This is a genomic window from Agathobacter sp. (assembly GCF_977054825.1).
Window position 1 is genome coordinate 274530 of sequence record NZ_CDRTEH010000001.1, and the last position, 21724, is coordinate 296253.

A 21724-nucleotide genomic window follows, 5' to 3' on the forward strand; every position below is an offset into this window, starting at 1 on the left:
CCTGAAACCGCTTTTATTATGAAAATTATATTCAAAGTTAATTATCTGTTGGATCTTCTCCAAATGTTCATCTTCTCTGCTTCTTTGATGAGCTCATCACGGAAATCAGGATGAGCAATTGAGATGATTGCCTCTGCCTTCTGCCATGTAGAAAGACCCTTTACATTTACCATACCATACTCTGTAACGATATAGTGTGTGTTGGCTCTTGTGTCAGTAACGACAGAACCCTCTACGAGAGTAGGACGGATACGTGAGTGAACTACGCCCTGCTTGTCGGTGAAGGTTGAAGAGCAGCAGATAAAGCTCTTTCCACCATTTGACATATAAGCACCGAGAACGAAATCAAGCTGTCCGCCGGCACCGCTGATATGCTTTGTGCCTGAGGTCTCTGAGCTGATCTGTCCGAAGAGGTCAAGGTCTACGCAGTTATTGATTGAGATGAAATTGTCGAGTGCGGCAATGTTCTTGATGTCATTTGTGTAGCTTACCGGGGCGCTCATAAGCTCAGGATTCTCATCGAGGTAGTCGTACATCTTCTTGGTTCCGGCACCGAAGCCGTAAGCCTGACGATAACGGTCGATGTTTTTCTTTGCTCCTGTGATTTTTCCGGCCTTTGCGATGTCAACAAATGCGTCAACGTACATCTCTGTGTGGACACCGAGATCCTTGAGGTCTGACTCAGCGATGAGCGAGCCTACTGCGTTTGGCATTCCGCCTATACCGAGCTGGAGACAGGCACCGTTTGGAATCTGGTCAACGATAAGCTCTGCAACTTTCTTGTCTACATCTGTTGCAGGACCACCGGCACCAAGCTCTCCGATTGCAGGGTTGTCACCCTCAACAATGTAAGAAACCTGTGAAATATGTACATTGGCCTCTGAACCGCCGTGACAGCGAGGCATGTTTTCATTGACCTCAACGATGATTTTCTTTGAAGTCTCACATACAGCACCGAGGTGAGATGCGTTAGGACCAAAGTTGAAGTAACCGTGTGAATCCATCGGTGCAACCTGGAACATAGCGACATCGTCAGGTGTTGTTGAATCTCTATAATAACGAGGAAGCTCTGAGTAACGGATTGGTGAGTAGAAAGAACAGCCTCTCTTGATAAGCTTTCTTTCATAACCGCCCATATGCCATGAGTTCCATGTGAAATGCTCGCCGGCATCCTCACGCTCGAAAATGGCAAGTGGCTTAAGCAAAATACCACCACGTACATTGACATCCTTAAGTTCATCAGTTCTTCTGGCAAGTGCCTTGTCGAGGGCATCAGGTGTGCCTGTGCACCAGCCGTAGTCAACCCAGTCGCCTGATTTGACAATCTTTACTGCCTCATCTGCTGAGACAAGTTTCTGCTTGTACTCTTCTAAAAAGCTCATAAAATCCTCCTTAGATACCTAAAATGATAGTAGCAAACTGCTACGTTAAAAAAATAACAAACTCTATAATCTCTATATTATCACTTTAGAGAGGATTTTACAAGTTGGTAAATGCTGGTAGCGACTTTTAATGACAGTTGGTAAATGCCGGTAGATATTTTTAGCTGGGAAAGCTTGTGCTAGTCACCCTCCGGAAGCATCCATTCCTCAGCCTGCTTCTGGTAATCGGCGGCCTGGCTGCGCAGTGAATCAATCAGCTCCTTATCGCCTTTAAATACATTCCTTGATTTAGGAGGAAGCGAATCAAGCTTTTTCTGCTTCTCATCCGCCCATTTTGAGTAGCACTCAGACAGGGCATGAAGCGCCTTGCCACCGCCGCACTCCACATCAAGTACAGGCTTTGTCTCGAAGGCAGCGTTGTAATACCACAGGCTTGCCTCCTCATAGTCTGCCTTGTCGAAATAGTATGCACCGAGCTCACAGCACACCTCACTGCAGCCATCAACTGCCACATTCTTGAGAGCAACAGAAAAGAACTTGTCATAGTCTCCATTCATGCGATAGTAGCGGGATAGCACGCAGGTCGATTCGATGTCGGGGCTGTTGCGGTACTCGCCCTGGAAATATGGCAGCGCATTGGTAAAATCCTCGGAGCTTCCGCATTTTAAAAGCTCCTTGGCATACATAGTCGCTATACTTTTTGGAAGGGTGCCGTTTTTTTCAAAGGAACGCTTAAATATGGTGAAATCACGCTTGCCGTGAGTGCCCTGCGGCAGATGCTGTATACAGATATCGCTGTCATAGACCACAGGCTCTAAGCGCACAGTCTCGTGCACCGGATTAATCCATGTAAACGTGCGAAGCCTCTTGAACAGCTTCGGGCGGTACTCTGAGGATGAATTTTGTACTGTGTTGAATTTGCTCGGAGTGATGTATTTCATCTGGACAATCTCAATCTCCGGCAGCAGCGCAGCCTTAAGCATCATGAAACGCCTGCGGTTGGTATCGTCGAGCACCTCGTCGGCATCAGGTGCATATATGTATTCCTGCGTAGCCTTGGAAAACGAAAAATTCCTGGCAGCAGCAAAATCGTCGCACCATGAGAAATCATAGATTTTGTCCGTATACCGAGCAGCTATCTCCTTTGTGCTGTCCGTCGAGCCGGTGTCCACTATGATGATTTCATCCATCAGCCCTTTGAGACTGTTCAGGCATCGTTCGAGCACCTCTTCTTCATTTTTTACTATCATACATAAGCTAATTGTAATCATATTTATCTCCATTTACCGGTCGGATGTTATAATTGTTTTTGTAACTATTCAGAATCATCCCACACACATTCGCAAAAACGCACGATACTCGTGCTTTCTCGTTGCTACGCAACTAATTTTGCTCATATGTGTGGGGGTGGCTCTATTCGAGCCACCTTGAGAACAAGAAAATCTGCTGCTTACATGCAAGCATGACGCATCAGCTTTTTTTGTTCTCAGTGGTTCTGAATAGTTATGATTATATTATAATATATATCGGCATGTTTTGCAGAAATATTTGTGTATTGTAAATATTGCCGGGATTTCATATAATTGAAATGAAATGTCGGGAGATAAACTATATAATCAGATTTTAGCAAGGAATAACGAAGTAAATTAGAAGAGGAACAAACATGGAAAATCATACAATTGTAACACTGAAAAAAGGCGAAGGACGCACTATAAAAGCAGGCGGCGCATGGATTTTTGATAATGAAATAGACACAATCACAGGCACCTTTACAAACGGAGATATTGTTGTGGTGCACGATTTTGACGGATATCCGATGGGGCGCGGCTTCATAAACCAGAATTCAAAAATCCGTATCAGAATGATGACGAGAAAAGCAGACCAGCTGATTGATGACAATTTTCTCAGGATGAGAGTGCAAAATGCCTGGGATTACCGCAAGCAGGTGATGGTGGGTGGCAATGATAATGTGGCTGCAGCAGATGAGGCTTGTGCGGCAGGCATTGGTACAACCGACAGGCCTGATTTAAACTGCTGTCGTGTGATATTTGGCGAGGCTGATTTCCTGCCGGGTATTACAGTGGACAAGTACGCTGATGTGCTTGTGGTGGAGTGTCTTGCACTTGGTATGGAGCAGTTTAAGGTGAAAATAGTTGAACTGTTAAAGGAAGTACTGGCGGCGGACGGAATAAATATCCGTGGAGTATACGAGCGCAGTGATGCAAATGAGCGCAAAAAAGAAGGTCTTCCTAAGGTAAAAGGCTTTATAGGCGCAGAGTTTGACACAAATGTGGAAATCGTAGAAAACGCAGTTCACTATATGGTCGATGTGGAAAATGGACAGAAAACAGGCTTTTTCTTAGACCAGAAGTATAACAGGCTTGCTATGCAGCGCATCTGCAAGGGAAAAAGAGTGCTCGACTGCTTCACGCACATGGGCACATTTGCCCTCAATGCGGGAATTGCGGGGGCAAGTGAGGTCACAGGACTTGATATATCAGAGTATGCGGTTAAGCAGGCCACAGAAAATGCGAAGAGAAATAATCTCTCAGACACAGTGAAGTTTCGCGTGGCAAATGTGCTGGATGAGCTGCCACGGCTCGCTGCCGAGGGTGAGAAATATGATGTAGTCATTCTGGACCCTCCGGCATTTACAAAGTCGCGTGAGGCCACCAAAAATGCCATAAAGGGCTACCGCGAGATTAACATGAAGGGACTTAAGCTTGTTAAGGATGGTGGATTTCTGGCGACCTGTTCATGCTCTCATTTCATGACACAGGAGCTTCTTGCCAAAACGGTCAAGGAAGCAGCAAAGGCCACTCACAAGAGGCTGCGTCAGGTGGAGTTCCGCACGCAGGGACCGGATCATCCGATATTGTGGGCCAATTCAGCTAATGTACCGGAGTCGTATTATCTTAAATTCTTCATCTTCCAGGTCGTCGATGAAAAGTAGAAAAGCAGTGAATAGACATGAAAAATATCCATAGCATTGAATTTTATACTGGAAGCAAGGAAGAATTGCTTCCCGGTTTTGAAAAAGATTTTCCCTATATCGCCTCGAGGGCAGAACTTGACAAGTATATAGGGGGCTATGTACCGTGGCACTGGCACAGGACAGTGGAGCTTTTTTATATGGAAAGCGGCAGCATTGAATATGATACGCCGGGAGGAAAAATATTGTTTCCGGCTGGAAGCGGTGGCATGATAAATTCCAATGTACTTCATATGACAAAAGCAATATCGCAGAGTGAAAAGAATGTACAGCTGCTTCATATTTTCGATTTTTCTCTACTTGCCGGAGAACCGGGGAGTAGGATTGAACAAAAATATATTGCGCCTGTCATAACAGCCCCGCAGATTGAGGTAATCCCACTTTTCCCGGGCAATGTAGAAGATGAAAGAATTTTGAAACTGCTTGCTGCCTCATTTCGTTTATCCAGTGATGAATTTGGATATGAAATAAAACTGCGGGAAGTCCTAACGGAAATATGGCTCATGCTTTTTGAAATATCCCGTCCTATGCGTGAAAAAAAAGGGGAATATAACAAAAGCAACGATAAAATAAAGCTGCTGATGATATACATTCATGAACATTACAGAGAAAAAATATCTATTCCGGAACTTGCTGCGGCAGCATATTTAAGCGAAAGGGAGTGTTATAGAGTGTTCCATGACTGTCTGCACATGACACCCGTAGAGTATATAACAACTTACCGTCTGCAAGTTGCCTGTCAGATGTTGGCAAAGGGGCAGGAAGCTGTTACTGTTATCAGCCATGAGTGCGGTTTAGGGAGCAGCAGTTATTTTGGAAAGGTTTTTCGGGAATACGCACATTGTTCACCTATAGAATATAGAAAAAAATGGCAGAATAGTGATATGTAATGGCAGAAAAAAAATATTTTTTCTATGTTTTTTGCATTATAATGATACCTGTAAAGAAAATAAGTAATTTACAGGAGGTGAGCACAAGATGGTAAAACTGAATATTTTGAACATGGAAAATTTTTTAGATACTGTCAATGCCTGTGCTGGCAAAGTATATATGCTCTGCCAGAACGGTAAAAAACAAAACATTAATGGGGAAGAAAAGATACAGGACAGTTTGTGGCGGCAGTATTTCCAAAACAAAAAGTGTCTGAGGATTATTTTAGAAATCCCGAATCCAACGGATTATATGAACATTGTTTCGTATTATGCCGGGGATTGCTGATTTGTCTGTAAATATTTCATTATAAAGGGCTGGATGTTTTATCTTCCAGCCCTTTTTGAAATCTCCTTATTATTCAATCAGTTCACCATATCACTTTTATTTTGTGTTATACTGTTTATAGATTTTTCATGGATTACCAATACCTGCTTTGCCGAAAAAAGAGAATACAAAGACCCGCCCGGAAGAAACCTCGTAAAGCATCGCAAAATACCGTATCACAGTGTTATAAAGTGGTAAGAAAAATGGTAAGTCTGAGTGGCAAGCACCTGAAATGTAATGGGTGGTAAATTGGAATGACAATGACACCAGAGAAGGTTATGTGTTCGCTTTTCATAATACGGAAATTTGTAGTATAATAGATGTAGCGTTTTGTGATATACTATAGAAGAACAAATACCTTTCTGTGAAAGGGGAAAGGATACGCGTATGACAGTTGATAGAAGAGTAAGCAGTATTGAATCCAGCTTCAAAATGGAAAGCATGCCATTTGATGCAGAATGTCGTCAAAGAGTAAGAAATGTCTTAACCAAAAAAGTTTCTGCTACAGATGCAATTTCAGAATTAAATAAGAAATACAGAGTATCCAAGAAGCAGGTTGAAGGATCAAGAGTATGATTATTGGTTTATATGTGGGCTACAAGGGTGCAACCATTGCCCGGTTAGTGGCGGCTTGCCACTAAGTACTGGGGATTACCTGGCGAAATAGCTGCAGGTTTGAAATAGAGGCTTTGCTGAAAAAAGAGAATATAAAGACCCGCCCGGAAGAAACCTCGTAAAGAATCGCAAAATATCGTATCACAGTGTTATAAAGTGGTAAGAAAATAAGAGGCGGCAAATCGTCAACAAGTTGTTGGCAATTTGTCGCCTTTAGTTGTATGTTGGAGTTATTCCTCTTTTATGCTGTGGTCTATACCTCTGCCTCAGCCATAATGGGGATTTATGCCACAGTAAACAACCGAACTTTAGCAGTTATGTGTGATTCAGAGAGTTCATATTTAAGTGAACCATTGTAATAATGAACCGTTTCTTTAACAATTGCTAATCCAAATCCGTGATTTATATTATCAGCTTTTGTGGTTGAAGAAAATTTACTGATATCTATAGGTGCGGATATATTATTAACAACGTCTATAAGCAAAACAGAAGCTTCCAGATATATGTTTAACCAGATGGTACTAAAATTATTCTTGGCACTGTATTCAAGAGCGTTATCCAGAAGATTGTTCAATATACTGCATAAATCATAGTCGTTAACGGTGAGATTGTTTCTTATAGCCCCCTTAGATATGATTTTTATGTCAGGATATTCTGCCTGCTTTTGCATAATAATAGCATTTACAAGAACATTTCCAGTATCAATTATGGAAGGCGTTTTATTTAAAGTGTGTTTTTTAAGAGAATCGATATAGTTTAATGCTTCTTTATAGTTTTCGGATTCCAGTAACTGGGATAAAACATTAACTTGATTTTTGATATCGTGTTTTAGTTTGCGAATTTCTAAGTTTTTCTCTTTGGTTTCGTTATAATAATGCTTTAAAATATTTACATACTGAGTTTGTTTCTGTAGATTTTCATAATTTATATTTCTTTCGGATAAAGAGATAATGTAAGCTAGTATAATTACTGATGATACAATGCACAGTAAGGCAAATGAATACAAAAAGTAACTATTAATCAGATTCTGGTATAGCTGTGAAATTGATAATATAATACATATAGTACCTGTATATCCGCATATAAAAATTTTATTTTTTAAAGATAAGGAAAAGTGGTATTTTTTCCTGATTTTTATAAAAAGAGCAATTGCCAGTATCAGGATTACTATGGTTTTTATTATATTTTTTTCTTTAACCGTATTCATGCCAACAAATATTGGAAAACCTAAGATTAAATCGCAAATAAGAGAAAGAGCCTGATAGAGTAATGAATCCAAAATATATACAAGGACAAATGAAACGATTTTATTGTACCATTTGTCTGTTAATAAGATAAATACTAACAGCATTTCAAGAAAAAAATCAATAAGTGGAGAAGCCATATTTGGTAGAACGTATAGTAATACAACCGAGAAAAAGAAAATAACAGCACATGTATAAAATTTATATAATGAGGTTTTTATTGTATCTGAGTACAATAAAAAAATAAGTAAAAATTCTATTACGATATCGAAAATTACGGTGTTCAATTGTTCCATATGCTCTCTGCCTTTTCATAAATATTTTGTGCGATCTTAGTCTGAACCTGTTTCTTACGTCTTCGCGCAAGTGGAACAGTAGTATCGGTAGTAAGAATAAGTTCATCAGAATTTAACTTTTTTATGTAATATGAGTTTACGATATATGATTTATGTACTCTTATAAGGGTATCGTTTGTAATGATTTTTTCCAGATCATTCAGTCCTTTTCTGATAAGATGACTGGTTGAGTCACTCATATAAATTGTGGTATAGCTGCCATTTGCCTTCATATAGGTAATATCACGATATGAAAGAGTGATATTATCATTAATTGAGTCCGGAAGAGTCAGATATTTTGCAGCTATTGTTTTATTTATAGTTTTCTTTAGAGTCTTGTTGAAATTCGTTTGATTGATAGGTTTTGTGATAAATCCGTATACATTTTTACCAAAAGAATCGTAGACTATTTCGTTATGACTGGTAATAAAAATAATAATGGTATTTTTGTTTGAAGCTTCAAACTGTTCTTTAACTGACTGTCCGGAAGTGCCTGGCAATTCTTCGTCTAGTAACAAAATATCAATATTGCTCTGGTATTTAAGTACATCTTCGCCAGATGAAAATATATGGTATTCAAAATTAAAATTTATATCGTTCTCCAAAAGTTTACAACAATTAAGAATTTGATTCTGCCAGTATTTTTCATCATCACAAATGGCAATAGCATATTTTGTAGGGCTCATAGTGTTCCTCTTTTATAATTATGACCGTTAATAACAATTTCAAACCGATAATAACATATCTGTTGCTTGTAGACAATCCCTTGGTGAATAATAAGATTGTTACAAAGGAGGCGAAACATAATGGTTACGTATGGATTGGAAAATCTGGTACAGTGGATATGGAAATTTTTTAATAAGAGATAAGAAATGGGTAATTATAATTTAAATGGGAAAGAATATTTAGTATAGTAGGTAGTGATTTTGTAGGTAACAGCTTATACATAGAGTCAGGAATGGTTGCAAATATTTCTGATAGCAATACTACAAACAGATTAAAAAAGAAAGTGAGGTAAACGTTATGGATATGTGCTATGACGGAACATTGGTTTGATATTTATTACCGCAGTTATTGGTTTATTGTGGCTGGTTGGAATATTAAATACAGGGATAACACAAAAATAAACTTCATTATTCATGTTTATGTAGGTGACATTAAAATCATCTGCACAAATTTATTAAAATGCAATGGTAGAGGTTATATGAATAGCATAAATATTTATGAAAACAAAACACTGAAACTCCAAAACGTCATAGTCCGCAGGCTTGACCTTGAATCAGATGATCAAAATCTTTTTGATTCTGAAATTAACAAAATAAGTACATACATACAGACGCATGGAGCAAACCAGATCGGACCGTTAATTCAATATTCAAAGGTTGAGCTGGATGAAAATAATGAGCCTGATATCAATATGCAGTTTATGCTCCAGGCGAACAACTTTATCCACAACGTAGAGCAGCCATATAGGATGGAGTCTCTGCTGCGTGTAAAAAACTGTCTGTATGCCAGATATAACGGACCGGATGATAAGCTGAAGTTCGCTTACGATAAGCTTGGGGTGTATGCATTTGAGAATGATATTGAGCTGGATGGCTGCAATTATACAATCTACGTGGACAGAAACGAAGAAGAAGAGACAATGGTTGCAGATGTATTCATGCCTGTAAAGGGATAAAAGCGTTATGAGCAGAAGAGTTAAGAGTTTAGATGAAATAAGGGAATCGAGAATACTGTTTGATAAGAATCCACCGGCATTCGGCTACATACTTATAACAGTTGTAGCCGTTTTCCTTATTGTGGCAGTAGTATGGAGTATAAAAACACCAAAGGTGTATACCATACAGGCACAGGGAACTGTGACGAATGATGAGTCAAATTACGTCATGTGCAGCTATACGGGTGAGATTCTTGACAGCAACATGGAAGAGGGCGCACTTGTGGAAGCCGGGGATGTGCTTTTTACAATTAAAAGCACTGATTATGATCTGCAGCAGACACAGCTTGAAGACAACAGAAAATCATATGAAGAACAGATATCACAGTATAGTCTTCTTATAAAATCAATAAAAGACGATACCAATTATTTTGACGAAACAAAAGCGGATGACGGTCTGTACTGGAGCCTTTTTGAAACCTACAAATCACAGGTGGAACAGAATAAGGTTGATGTGTCAACGTATCAGGCATATGGATATACTGATGAGCAGATTCAGGCACAGCTTGAGACAAATCAGGGGAAAATAGACGAAGTCTATTATTCTGCAATACAGTCGGCAGAAGCCAAGATCGCAGAGGCGAACCAGCAGATTAAATCAATTGATGCGCAGCTTGTGGCAGTATCGGGAGGACAGGATTCCTATGAAGTAAAGGCAACAGCATCAGGCGTGCTTCACATGCTGGGCAATTATAAGAGCGGAATGGTTGTACAGACAACGACAACTGTGGCAACGATCACACCGGAAAATTCGCAGAGATATCTCGAAGCATATGTTTCCACATCTGATATGGCCAGAATGCATGAGGGAGACAGAGTGCAGGTGGTTATGGACGGTCTGTCACAGAATGTCTATGGGACGATAAGCGGAAGCGTATCACGGATAGACAACAATGTCACTACACAGGAAGGACAGGATGGAGCAACAAGCCTGGCGTTTAAAGTGATGATAGTGCTAGACCAGGATTATGTGCTGAGCCGTGAGGGAGACAAGGTAAACGTGACTAACGGCATGACGGCGGTTGCAAGGATACAGTATGATAAAGTCACATATTTTAACTATGTGCTTGAGAAACTCGGAATAAAAACCGGAAAATGACATGGGATAAGGTTATGAAGTTAAGAAACAGAATCAGAATATTTGCTGTTATATTTATACTGGCTTTGGGTATGGAGTACTTACCGATGGCGGTATATGCTGCAAAAGTGACAGCGGAAGAAAGCAATATGGCAAATGATGCAGAACCGGATATGGATGAAACCCCGGAACCGGACAATGCATCGGAACCGGACAAGGAAGACAAAACAGACGTACAGGATATGGAACAGAATATACCGGTAACGGATATCGAGATATCAGATCATGAGGAAGAAGTGGAAGTAGGAAAGACAATAAACCTTACAGCTACAGCACTTCCGGCGAATGCCACGGAAAGCACGATAACCTTCCGTTCATCTGATATAAATATAGCAACTGTGACTTCAACAGGTGAAGTAAAGGGTATCTCAAAAGGATATGTTACAATATATGTATCTGCCGGAAGTATAATAAAAGAGGTAAATCTGACAGTAAAAGTAAAAACCACCGGAATAAATATAAATAAAGAATATCTCGTAATGAAGCCGGGAACGGTATTTAAACTGAGCGTATCTGTGTTTCCGGCAGAGGCAGAGCAGGCGGTTTCATACAAAGCAACCAACACATCAGTTGCAGCAGTATCGGGCAGTGGTGTGGTAACAGCAAAACAGACAGGTTCATCTACGATAATAGTTTCAAATGGGGATTTGTCGGGCGCTGTTTCGGTAATCGTAAACAGAGATACGGAAAGTTCTGCGGCTGAACCTGCGGCAGCAGATAGTACAGACGCAGAAAATACAAGTGAACAGATATTTGATGAAAATACGGATGTATCCGAAATACCTGTAATAAGTGAACAGATGCTATATGAACTGTACACAGCAGGCAGAGCAATGAAAGTGACCGGAGACGGCTACAGCATCATAATAGACGGAAAGAAGATAGTAAATTATAAAAATGAATTTAATACGGATATAGAACTCGAAAGGGCAGGAGACTGCATAAAATTCAATCTCAATGATGGAGAGTATCTGTGCGGAGAAGTGACACTGCACATAGATGATGTAAAAGGGAAGTATCTGTATCTATATAATAACGTAAAGCATAAATACGAACTTGTGAGTACAGAGGACATGAGCGGGCTTAATTTAAGCACACCAGGAAAGTATATGATCACGGCAAAGCCCATCAGAGAGGGCAACGCAGCGGTCAGATATATACTGATTGCAGGTGGAATCGGCATAATTGCAGGAATAGCTGTGTATGTGGCGGTAAAGAGAAGATACTGGTTCTGGTAAAGGTGTATGTAATCATGATTTACATAAAGTCATGTCCGGTTGCAAACAGACATGGCAGAAAAATAATGTTTAGAAGAGAACAGGAGGAAAACAAAATGGAATTATGTTACGATGGAGCACTGGTGCTCCCAAGCAGTTATGCTGTAATGGATGAAGAGGAAATGTGTTATACGGAAGGGGGTGGGTGTGTAAGTACAGACTATATTGCATGGGCAATAGATATAGGATGTGCCTTATGTGGTATATATGCAAGTGCATGCGGAGAATTATTAGGCCGTGGAGTAATAGCTCTTATAAAGCGGACTTGGAAATCTATAAGTGGTAAAGCAGCAACTATATTAGGAACGACTGTATGTTCGGCAATTGGAGTCAGAATTGGCAAATTAAATAGAGTTGCAGGAATGGTAATTTCTTGTTTGAGTTTTGGTGGAATTGTAGGATTGTGTTTAGATACCATTGATGGTAAGCTGGATTCTAAATTTAGATTTTAAAAGAAAATTATTAGTTTGTGATATCTCATAAGAGATATCACAAACTAAATGTAGGGGTGAAGAGTGAAAAAATATATCGTACATTTTATTATATGGGGATTAGGTGTAATTAGTTACTATATATTAGACAAGACAACGACCGGAGATGAGTTTCAGAATATTAGCGTATTATTAATCGGATGTTTGATGTTTTATGCAGTGTATTATATTTCTATGATATCAGAAATCAAGAAAATTGAATGTGAATTGAATGAATCGGGAATATTTGGCGGACGTGGCATGGGAATTTTAATAAACATGTTTAGCTTGCAGTATATATTTGAACTTTATAAGAAACCATTAGTTTGCATTGTTCTTATAGTATTTTCTGCTATTGTGCTGATACTATTACGTAAATATATAAAATCTTTTTGGTCAAAAAATATATGGAGTAGACAATTTTTACTTATTTTTATTGCATTTAATGTATTGGCGAGTTCTATAGGCAGTGTTCTTGGTTATAAGTGGGATGATATTTTGTTGGTTAATGTAGAAAATGTATCAAACGTAACAAAATTGATTCTTATAATATTTTATATTGTGATTTTTAAAAATACAGAGTTGCCAAACAGTTTTTTTATAAGATTTGCTTCTAAAAATGAGGCTTTGTTAGACAGAAGAAATTAGAAAATAAGCTTTTAATATATAGCATACGAAAGGGAAACAATGCGATACACATTTATAAAGCAGCATGATGCAACAGACTGTGCAGCGGCATGCATGGGTATGGTCTGTCTGCATTACAGAAAAGAAACCACTATAACAAAATTAAGGGATCTTATGGGAACTGACCTGAAAGGGACAAATTTCATAGGTCTGTCAAAATGTGCAGAGCAGCTTGGATTTAACTGCCAGGCGGTTAAGGTTGACAGGGAAGGATTCCTTAGCAGATATACACTTCCGGCGATTGCAAATGTTATTACTAAAGAGGGAATGTCGCATTTTGTTGTTGTTTTCAGGATAACGAAAAAGTATGTGATAGTGGGAGATCCGGCGAAGGATATAGAGAGAATTTCAATAGATGATTTCTATAAGAAATTTACAGGTGTGATACTGCTGTTAAAACCAAACAGCGAATTTGAACGTGAGAAGATTAAGGGAACAAAGCTGTTTGACAGGTACATAAAGCTGCTTCTTCCACAGAAAAAGCTTTTTATATATGCACTTGTGGCATCACTTATTGTAACTCTTCTTGGGATTTTATCATCACTTTTCAACAACATAATATATGATGAGATACTGCCTTACCGGCAGAAGGATGTTTTAAAGATCATGCTTGCAGTATTCTTAGGAATTTCACTGACCTCGACATTTGTCAGCTTTGTAAGACAGTGGATACTTATGCACCTGTCAATAAAGATAGATATTCCGCTTATGCTGGGATATTTTGAACACATATACAAGCTGCCGATGAAATTCTTTGCAAGCCGTAAAACAGGTGACATTACGACACGTTTCTCAGATGCATTTACCATAAAGGATATTTTTACAAATATAGCATTATCGCTTATCATGGATATATCAATGGCTCTTATCACAGGTGTGATACTGTTTCAGATGAACCCAAAGCTTTTTGCGATAATTGTAATGATGACAATCATAAGTATAGTGCTGGTATTTATATTTAAACAGCCTTATAAGAAGATAAATGAGGAGCAGATGCAGCAGTCATCAATACTCAATTCAGAGATAATAGAAGGATTGCGCGCGGTTGAGACAATAAAAGGAAATGCGAACGAGGACATCGAACTGGAAAGTATAGAACGCGAATACATAAAGTCACTTAGGATAAGTTACAAAGAGGGAATGCTTTCAAATGTGCAGGGAACCATATCAAGTGTCATATCAGGAGCAGGAAATCTCGTAATGCTGTATGTCGGCATTATGCAGGTGATAAACAACAGCCTGACACTTGGAAGTTATATGGCGTTTATGACTCTGGCGGGATATTTCATGGATCCAATCGGCAATCTTGTAAGTCTGCAGCTTTCAATACAGGAGGCAAACATTTCCATGAAGAGACTGTCTGAGATCATGGATTATGAAAGAGAGCAGCAGAGTGAAAGACAGTATCAGGAAATAACACAGATTGATGGAGATATAAAGCTTAATCATGTCACATTCGGCTATGGAAACCGAAAACCTGCTCTGGATGATGTGAGTTTTACGATAGAAAAAGGGCAGAAAGTTGCACTTGTAGGCGCAAGCGGAAGCGGAAAGTCTACGATAGCTAAGCTGCTCCTTAAATATTATGAGCCGCAGTCAGGTGACATAACAATAGATGGCATGGATATCTCGGAATACAGAAATGACGATATCCGGCGTGCTGTATCCTATGTACCGCAGAACATAGAGCTTTTTTCAAAAAGCATATATGATAATATAAGGGTTACAAGACAGAGTGCGACTCTTGATGAGGTCAGGGAGGCAGCAAAAGCGGCCGATGCACATGAATTTATCAAGAGACTTCCAATGCAGTATTACACATATCTCGAAGAAGCCGGAAATGGACTAAGCGGTGGTGAAAAACAGCGAATTGCGCTTGCAAGGGCATTTCTTAAGGAAAACCAGTTTTATATCATGGATGAATCTACCAGCAATCTGGATTTTGCAACAGAAAATATCATTTTTGATATGATATACAATAAATTCAGGAAGAAGACCATGCTTATAATAGCACACAGGCTGGCAACGGTAAAAAACTGTGACAAAATAATAGTTATGGACAAAGGAAAGATAATAGAACAGGGAACACATAAGGAACTGCTGGAAAAGAAAGGGCAGTATTACAGACTGTGGGAGATGCAGCAGGGAAATTTTGTTATCAGGCAGGACGAAAGCGTGGATAAGGAGAATGAAACAGAGCCGGATGATGGCGAAGTGATGAGCTACACTTAGCGATTATAATTTTGTATGTAATGATCATTTACATAAAGTCGTGCCTGGTTGCAAACAGGAATGACAGAAACATTAAAACAAATAGAAAAGGAGGTACACATATATGGATATGTGTTACGATGGAGCACTGGTGCTCCCAAGCAGTTATGCTGTAATGGATGAAGAGGAAATGTGCTATACGGAAGGAGGGTGGAGTGGACGTCAAGTGCTTAAGAATGTATGTGGAATTCTTGCAGTATTTTCATTAGGTTATGCAGGGGCTGCATTTAGACATTTTGTTGAAAAAAATAAGGGATTATCATATGGAAGAATGTTGAGTAAAGCAGGTGGAACTTTATTGAGATTTATCAAAGCGGTTCCATGGCAGGTAAAGGTGGCTATAGGAGTATGCACAGCAGCAACTCTGTATGCATTAGGATCATACGATTTATTTTAAAATATTGTATGTTTATAAGGCAATAAATATTTAAGGATAGACAGAAAATGAAAAGTAGTCTCAATAAATTATTTTATATGAGACTACTTTTGTACAAAACAACAATGAAAAAAATATATAAAGTTACGATAATGGTATATGCCATAATATTTATAATAGGATATCTTGGTGGGTTTAAATACATGAATATTGTATTAAACCATTATATAGAATATAGCGACTATATAATGTATGCTTTAATCTTTTTTTTATCAATAGGTATATTTTACCCATTTTTGAGGGAAGGATTTAAAACCTTTGATAAAGAGATTTTAAATGAAATTAGTACAGTATTTTTAATAATAGCATTTTTGTCAGTATTAATTCAAGTTTTGCTGGGAGAAGGAGAAGAGAAGGCGTTATCGGCTGGTATTATAATTAAAATTATAATATTTTCACCAGTAGTAGAAGAATTATTTAATCGATGTGCAGTTATTACTATTCTAAAAACTATATTAAAGGCAGATAATGTTGTTTATATGTTAATAAGTGCAGTTATATTTGCAATGTTTCACATAAATAGCTTAAACCAGAGTGGATTTATGCAGGAAATAAGCAATTTATTAATATATTTCATACTTGGAATGGGATGTGCATATGTATATTTACGCACTAATAATATCGTATCAGCAATCGTACTGCATATGTTTTGGAATGTGTCTATAGTTGGTGGGATAATAATTGACATTGCACATAGATGATGTAAAAGGAAGGAATACAATGCGATACACATTTATAAAGCAGCATGATGCAACAGACTGTGCATTGGCAATTTTATTGACAGAAGAGATTCTCATAAAAATAACGGAATAGTGTTTGGTTGATTGAAAAGTATGAGGTATTATATGGAAACGATAAAAATACAGCACTTATTTGGTAGATTTTCTATATTTTTCTTGGTGTTAATTGTGGCAGTATTTGCTGAGGAATATTCAATTGATAGGTTGTGCTTGAATATAAATGGATTTCCATTTATTTTTATGAATGCATTTATGATTGTAGGAATAGCATATATTTATCAAAAAGCAACAAGGAAATTATTCATAAAGGAATTTGAGTATGAGATATATGAAGATTTCTTCTATATTAATGGGAATAAATATGAATATCAAGATGTAATAAAGTGTGAAATTCATTATTTCGATTATTTTTTTATAAATGTATTGTGTTTACATATAGACATGAAAAACACTTCTAAAAGCACCCTTTTGTTATATTCAGAAGACTTGGATGAAGGGATAGACTATAAAGACATTCCATTGTTTAAGTTTTATGAATCAGTTAGCGAACATTTGAGAATCAGCTAACTATTGACAGATAGGTTTGAAAGAAAATAATAGGCTTGCCAGGATATAATTAGTGAGCCTATTATTTAATGTGGTCTTTTGCAGGAGTAATATACCGCGGATTTTCATAACAATACTGTTACCCTCCTAGATTTTGTTCTAATTTTTCTCTACTCCATTGATAACTTACTTTTTTTAACAATCCATCGTTTTCTACTACTACCTTTGCAATCACCTCCCCCTTTTCACATATGTAATAAATACCATTCGTTTCATATACCACGTCAATTTCACTGAGCTGATATCTTTTGTATATAGAATTATTTTCTTGAACAATTTGTTTAATTAAATCATCTAAATTATCTTCATTTTTTCTGATATAGTATACAAGAGTGAAATCACCTTCATGTTTATAATCATGCTCGTCATATATGGACGCCGCCTCAAAATAATCATATTCGCCAAAATTCAATCCATAATAATCCAAAACTCTATCAAATGTATTATTTACACCTGATGCCGAACCCATCATAAGACAAAACAAACCAAAAAATAATGTCCCAAAAACATATATAAGACAATATATTTTTTTACTCTTTATATTTTCTCTATCACGATGTCTTCCATAACAAATCACATCCGTAATTTGCTTTGGGAAAAATAGCGTGATAAAAATTGAAAATATTGCATATAACAATCCCATAACAGTTTCTACCATTTCTTATTATTCCATCATTCATTTTAATTATATCATTTATACCATGCTTCGTCCATTTTTTATCTAAATACGCTCATATAAAATTTAGGTGGAAAATTTAGGTACAAAACAAACCCAAAAATAATGTCAAATACTTTGAAAAAGTGTCAATAAAAACATAAAATAATAAAAAAGTTTTGAGCTAATTGACAATTGTTTAATTAATATATCTTGTGATAAAATATCCGCGAAGATAATGGAGTGCCATTATAAGGAGGTATTCAGAAATGAATAAAATAATAAACAAACAAGTTCTTGCTACGTTTGCATTAGTTACTATCATGGCAGGAGTGTTAATAGGTACTAATTGTATTTATGCAGCGCAGGACGGAAAAGAGACAACAAATATCCGGCTTATAAACCAGACTTATTTTAATGTTAAGAATATCGAGGTAACCTGGAATGATGGCAAAGAGCAGACTGTCAACAACCTTGGCAGCCATGATTCAATTGATTTCTCATCAGATGTGGGAAGCGTATACAAAATGGATGTTACCGGAACAACCCAGTCCGGAGAGAAATTCACCGGACATTTTAAGGGACTGGTCGGCAAAGATACAAGAGTATTTATAGAGCTTGACGAGAATGCTGATGTTCAGGTTTTTATCCCACAGGGAGAAATTGATTAAGCATTAATTATTGTTCTTTAAGATCCGCCAGAGTGTGCTTCGGCTTATGCCGAGCCGCCTGGCGGTTTTTTCTTTATTGTCATGTTCTTCGTGTAACACCTGAAGAATGATCTGATAATTTATCTCATCTAGAGTTCCATCAAATTTTACTGAATCATCAAAGACGCGTCCGTAGTCGGGCTCCTGTTTCAGGATGGCTTCTACAGTGTCACAGGAGATATACGGTGTCTTTGTTATTGTGACAAGCTCTTTGAGGACATGCTGCAGTTGGTCGAGATTGTTAGGCCAGTTGTACGAGTGCATTTTTTCCATTGCGTTAACGTCAAAGCCTATTATCTGTTTTCCAAGGGAGACATTGAACCGGTGTAGATAGAGCGCGGTTATACCGGAAAAATCGTCAATGCGCTCTCGAAGCGGTGGGAGATTCATGGTAAGGCAGGAAAGATGATTCTCCATAAAGGTGCGTATTGTGGCAAATGCAGGCTGATTGGAGTTGTTGATGGAAAGCGAGACTATGAGTCTCATTCTCGTGCAAAGCTTCGTCTGGTCTATATATTGAAACAAATCACCAATCTGTTCCAGACTAAGAGCGTCGGCTTTTTCAAAAAATACTGTGCTGTCCACTTCGTTGAGAGGAGAATTCTCATTGTTTAGCAGGCTGTGCCACTTACGCTCTTTTATCAGAGAACAGTCGATACTGTAAAATGGAGCGTGCTTATAGTTGCTTTGCTTGTAAATAAGTGATGCAGCCTTGCCTTTGCCGGTTCCGTTTTCTCCGAGAATAAGCACAGGCAGATGGCTTTTAGCGTATTCTTCTATTATCTGCGCTATTTTGCCTGCTTTACCGGTTCCGTTGTAAGCGTCAGCAAAGTCGTTGGAGGAGGTGTTGTCAATATTGTAAATCTGAAAGCCAGGGTCATCCTCGGCGGTTAATGCAGGACTCTTACATATAGTAATTGCAGTGTACTTCTGGTCATCGTAAATCAGGTGGCGGTTGTACAGAGTATAGATGTTATCGCGTATCTGATGCGAAACGGTCTGGTTCGGAACTTTCAAAAATGACTTAATGTAGGTCTGTACAAAATTCATCAACGATGTATTCATTTCATCTATTGCGATACTTGAAAACCACAGAGTACCTGCAGGCGAGTAAATTAAGAATTCGCGGTCATCCTCGGTCAGAAGCGACTGGAACAGATCCTTCTGCTTGTGGACATAATTGGAAGAGTGCACAAGCTTTACAGCCTCGGCAACGGCGTTTTCTATGCTTTCCCTGCCGGAGGTTACAAGATTATAATTTAATCCGATATCCTTTGCGGCTCTGGCACCGGTCACGTCACATAGGACAAGCGTGCAGCCGTTTTCTTTTGCTTCTTTAAGGCGATTGACTGCATCTGCCGAGTCCTTGAAAGTGATTATGTCAATATCATATTGAAGCAGGTCGCACAGCAGATGTGCATTTGCAGTGATTCCGGGAAAACCGGCAATTACAAATTTTCCGTTGTAGCTCTCGGCAAGCTTGATGCTCAGAAGTATATCGTAAACAGAGATGGATATATCTATGACGGGAAGCTCAACAGCAGATTGTATAAGCTCTGCGGTACCGCCTCGCGAAATGATAACGTCGTAATTTTTATGTGCAAGCTGCATTGCTATATCACGGCCGGTGAACAGATCGCCGGTCTGGACAGTGAGAGCAATGTCATCGCGCGACTGTGCTATATCGGTAAGTATGTCAGCCATGCCCTCGTAAGGGGCGACTGCAAGAATCTTGGTTTTCTGCATATATTTCTCCTTTTAGGATTTGTAAATGTTAAGTGGTTATTTTAATGTTTAAAAATGAAACGTAAAGATAGCACTAGTGATGCTTTGTTACTATTTAACCATATTGTATTACAGTATGTTTCAAAATGCAACAAATAAATGCGACGTATGTTTCAAAATAGAACAAAAATAACAAAACAACGCGTTGAACGAGTCACAAAAAACAGATATTATATGATTAGTTCAAAGAGATGTTCAAAAATAAAACACAAGAATAACAATATAACAAAGGAGAGGTAATATATGAGTTATCAGATTAAAATTCCGTCATGTATCTTTGGCGGAGCAGGAAGCATTGAGAATGTGAAAGCGGTAATAGAAAAAGAGAATGCAAAAAAAGTAATAGTTTTTACTGATAAAGGCATTCGTGCAACAGGACTTTTAGATCTGCTGACAGAGATTCTTGAGGAAAACAAGACAGAGTATCAGGTATTTGATGATCTTGCCTGTGAACCATCATATCAGGATGTTGAAAAGGTTATGAAGGAAGTGGAGAGCGCATCAGGAGATCTTATCATAGCAATCGGTGGGGGAAGTGTTATGGATGCAGCAAAGCTTTGCTGCGTATTAAAAGATGCAGACTACACTATAAAAGATCTGCTCAATGATCCGACGCTTGCAAAGAAACAGATTAAGACGGTTATGATTCCGACAACCTGCGGAACAGGATCTGAGGCAACCTGCAATGCAATCGTTGCGGTTCCGGAGGAACAGTCAAAGAAAGGAATTGTAAATGACAGTATGATTCCGGACTATGTGGTATTGGATTCAAATATGATCAGAAAGCTTCCAAAATCAATTGTGGCAGCAACAGGTGTAGATGCATTGGCCCATGTGGTTGAGTGCTTCACCTCAAAGAAAGCAACACCGTTTTCCGATACCTACGCAGTAGCCGGAGCCAAGCTTATTTTCCACAATATCAGGGAAGCTTATAACAATCCTGACAATATGGAAGCAAAAAGCAATATGATGACCGGAGCCTTCTATGGCGGAGTCGCAATCACAGGAAGCGGAACAACAGCAGTTCATGCACTTTCATATCCACTGGGAGGCAAATATCACATTGCTCACGGTGTATCAAATGCCATACTTTTTGCACATGTTATGGAATTTAACAAGGACGCATGCAGCAGGAGACTTGCAATACTTTGCGATGCTGTTTACCCTGAGCATGCAGGAAAATCTGAGGATGAGAAAGCACAGTACATGATCGATCAGATTGCTGACATTGTAAAGGTTACAAACATTCCAACAGATTTAAAGGAATTCGGTGTTAAGCCGGAGGACCTGGATTTCCTTGTTGATGCCGGAAGCAAACAGCAGAGACTTCTTGTAAATAATATGAAAGAATTAAGCCTTGACGATATCAGAAGCATATATCTTAAGGTATTAAAATAAAGGAGG

The 21724-nt window shown here is 38.4% G+C and carries 21 protein-coding genes; 15 read left to right on the forward strand and 6 right to left on the reverse strand.

Annotated elements, in window-relative coordinates; genetic code table 11:
- Positions 1-41 precede the first annotated feature (41 nt).
- Both ACW6PM_RS01340 and ACW6PM_RS01345 read right to left on the reverse strand, forming a co-directional pair.
- Positions 42-1382 (reverse strand): butyryl-CoA:acetate CoA-transferase, encoded by a 1341-nt coding sequence (locus ACW6PM_RS01340; RefSeq protein WP_456055957.1) that lies wholly within the window; start codon positions 1380-1382, stop codon positions 42-44.
- Between the two features lie 179 nt (positions 1383-1561).
- Positions 1562-2653, reverse strand: coding sequence for a glycosyltransferase (locus ACW6PM_RS01345; RefSeq protein ID WP_456055958.1), 1092 nt, complete (start codon positions 2651-2653; stop codon positions 1562-1564).
- 392 nt (positions 2654-3045) lie between these two features.
- Here ACW6PM_RS01345 and ACW6PM_RS01350 point away from each other — a divergent pair, with 392 nt between their 5' ends.
- The 4 genes from ACW6PM_RS01350 to ACW6PM_RS01365 all read left to right on the forward strand — a co-directional run bounded on the left by ACW6PM_RS01350 (position 3046) and on the right by ACW6PM_RS01365 (position 6207).
- Positions 3046-4335, forward strand: a complete 1290-nt coding sequence (locus ACW6PM_RS01350; RefSeq protein ID WP_456055959.1) for a class I SAM-dependent rRNA methyltransferase — start codon at positions 3046-3048, stop codon at positions 4333-4335.
- A gap of 17 nt (positions 4336-4352) precedes the next feature.
- Positions 4353-5264, forward strand: coding sequence for a helix-turn-helix domain-containing protein (locus ACW6PM_RS01355; protein WP_456055960.1), 912 nt, complete (start codon positions 4353-4355; stop codon positions 5262-5264).
- Between the two features lie 88 nt (positions 5265-5352).
- Positions 5353-5592 carry a ribonuclease HII gene (locus ACW6PM_RS01360; protein WP_456055961.1) on the forward strand — a complete coding sequence of 80 codons (240 nt, stop codon included), beginning with the start codon at positions 5353-5355 and terminating at the stop codon, positions 5590-5592.
- Between the two features lie 426 nt (positions 5593-6018).
- Positions 6019-6207, forward strand: a complete 189-nt coding sequence (locus ACW6PM_RS01365; RefSeq protein WP_055062346.1) for a hypothetical protein — start codon at positions 6019-6021, stop codon at positions 6205-6207.
- 322 nt (positions 6208-6529) lie between these two features.
- Here ACW6PM_RS01365 and ACW6PM_RS01370 read toward each other — a convergent pair whose 3' ends face one another.
- Positions 6530-7786 (reverse strand): sensor histidine kinase, encoded by a 1257-nt coding sequence (locus tag ACW6PM_RS01370; protein ID WP_456055962.1) that lies wholly within the window; start codon positions 7784-7786, stop codon positions 6530-6532.
- Positions 7774-8511: a LytR/AlgR family response regulator transcription factor gene (locus tag ACW6PM_RS01375; protein ID WP_117686721.1), complete on the reverse strand. Its 738-nt coding sequence runs from the start codon at positions 8509-8511 to the stop codon at positions 7774-7776. The genes ACW6PM_RS01370 and ACW6PM_RS01375 overlap by 13 nt, the downstream gene beginning before the upstream one ends.
- Before the next feature lie 518 nt (positions 8512-9029).
- Here ACW6PM_RS01375 and ACW6PM_RS01380 point away from each other — a divergent pair.
- The 9 genes from ACW6PM_RS01380 (at position 9030) to ACW6PM_RS01420 (ending at position 17131) form a co-directional block, all read left to right on the forward strand.
- Entirely contained in the window at positions 9030-9506 is a 477-nt protein-coding gene (locus ACW6PM_RS01380; RefSeq protein ID WP_456055963.1) for a hypothetical protein, read from the forward strand.
- A gap of 7 nt (positions 9507-9513) precedes the next feature.
- Positions 9514-10644 (forward strand): HlyD family secretion protein, encoded by a 1131-nt coding sequence (locus tag ACW6PM_RS01385; protein WP_456055964.1) that lies wholly within the window; start codon positions 9514-9516, stop codon positions 10642-10644.
- Positions 10645-10658: 14 nt separating this feature from the next.
- A complete protein-coding gene (locus tag ACW6PM_RS01390; protein ID WP_456055965.1) occupies positions 10659-11921 on the forward strand; it encodes an Ig-like domain-containing protein in 1263 nt (420 codons plus the stop codon).
- A 95-nt stretch (positions 11922-12016) separates the two neighbouring features.
- A complete protein-coding gene (locus ACW6PM_RS01395; protein ID WP_456056080.1) occupies positions 12017-12412 on the forward strand; it encodes a hypothetical protein in 396 nt (131 codons plus the stop codon).
- A 63-nt stretch (positions 12413-12475) separates the two neighbouring features.
- Positions 12476-13078, forward strand: a complete 603-nt coding sequence (locus ACW6PM_RS01400) for a hypothetical protein (RefSeq protein WP_456055966.1) — start codon at positions 12476-12478, stop codon at positions 13076-13078.
- Positions 13079-13117: 39 nt separating this feature from the next.
- Entirely contained in the window at positions 13118-15349 is a 2232-nt protein-coding gene (locus tag ACW6PM_RS01405; RefSeq protein ID WP_456055967.1) for a peptidase domain-containing ABC transporter, read from the forward strand.
- 103 nt (positions 15350-15452) lie between these two features.
- Complete coding sequence (locus ACW6PM_RS01410) at positions 15453-15785, forward strand: hypothetical protein (protein ID WP_012743816.1); 333 nt, start codon at positions 15453-15455, stop codon at positions 15783-15785.
- Between the two features lie 89 nt (positions 15786-15874).
- Positions 15875-16525 (forward strand): CPBP family intramembrane glutamic endopeptidase, encoded by a 651-nt coding sequence (locus ACW6PM_RS01415; protein WP_456055968.1) that lies wholly within the window; start codon positions 15875-15877, stop codon positions 16523-16525.
- 144 nt (positions 16526-16669) lie between these two features.
- A complete protein-coding gene (locus ACW6PM_RS01420) occupies positions 16670-17131 on the forward strand; it encodes a CRISPR-associated endonuclease Cas1 (protein ID WP_119224460.1) in 462 nt (153 codons plus the stop codon).
- 118 nt (positions 17132-17249) lie between these two features.
- Here the strand turns inward: ACW6PM_RS01420 and ACW6PM_RS01425 are convergent, their stop codons facing one another.
- Positions 17250-17828 carry a hypothetical protein gene (locus ACW6PM_RS01425; protein WP_456055969.1) on the reverse strand — a complete coding sequence of 193 codons (579 nt, stop codon included), beginning with the start codon at positions 17826-17828 and terminating at the stop codon, positions 17250-17252.
- Positions 17829-18094: 266 nt separating this feature from the next.
- Here ACW6PM_RS01425 and ACW6PM_RS01430 point away from each other — a divergent pair, with 266 nt between their 5' ends.
- On the forward strand, positions 18095-18496 hold the full coding sequence (locus ACW6PM_RS01430) for a DUF5300 domain-containing protein (RefSeq protein ID WP_456055970.1): 402 nt from the start codon (positions 18095-18097) through the stop codon (positions 18494-18496).
- A 3-nt stretch (positions 18497-18499) separates the two neighbouring features.
- On the opposite strand, the gene ACW6PM_RS01435 is transcribed toward ACW6PM_RS01430, so the two are convergent.
- Positions 18500-20281 (reverse strand): PrpR N-terminal domain-containing protein, encoded by a 1782-nt coding sequence (locus tag ACW6PM_RS01435; protein WP_456055971.1) that lies wholly within the window; start codon positions 20279-20281, stop codon positions 18500-18502.
- A gap of 282 nt (positions 20282-20563) precedes the next feature.
- On the opposite strand from ACW6PM_RS01435, the gene ACW6PM_RS01440 reads away from it, so the two are divergent.
- Positions 20564-21718, forward strand: coding sequence for an iron-containing alcohol dehydrogenase (locus ACW6PM_RS01440; protein ID WP_456055972.1), 1155 nt, complete (start codon positions 20564-20566; stop codon positions 21716-21718).
- Positions 21719-21724 lie beyond the last annotated feature (6 nt).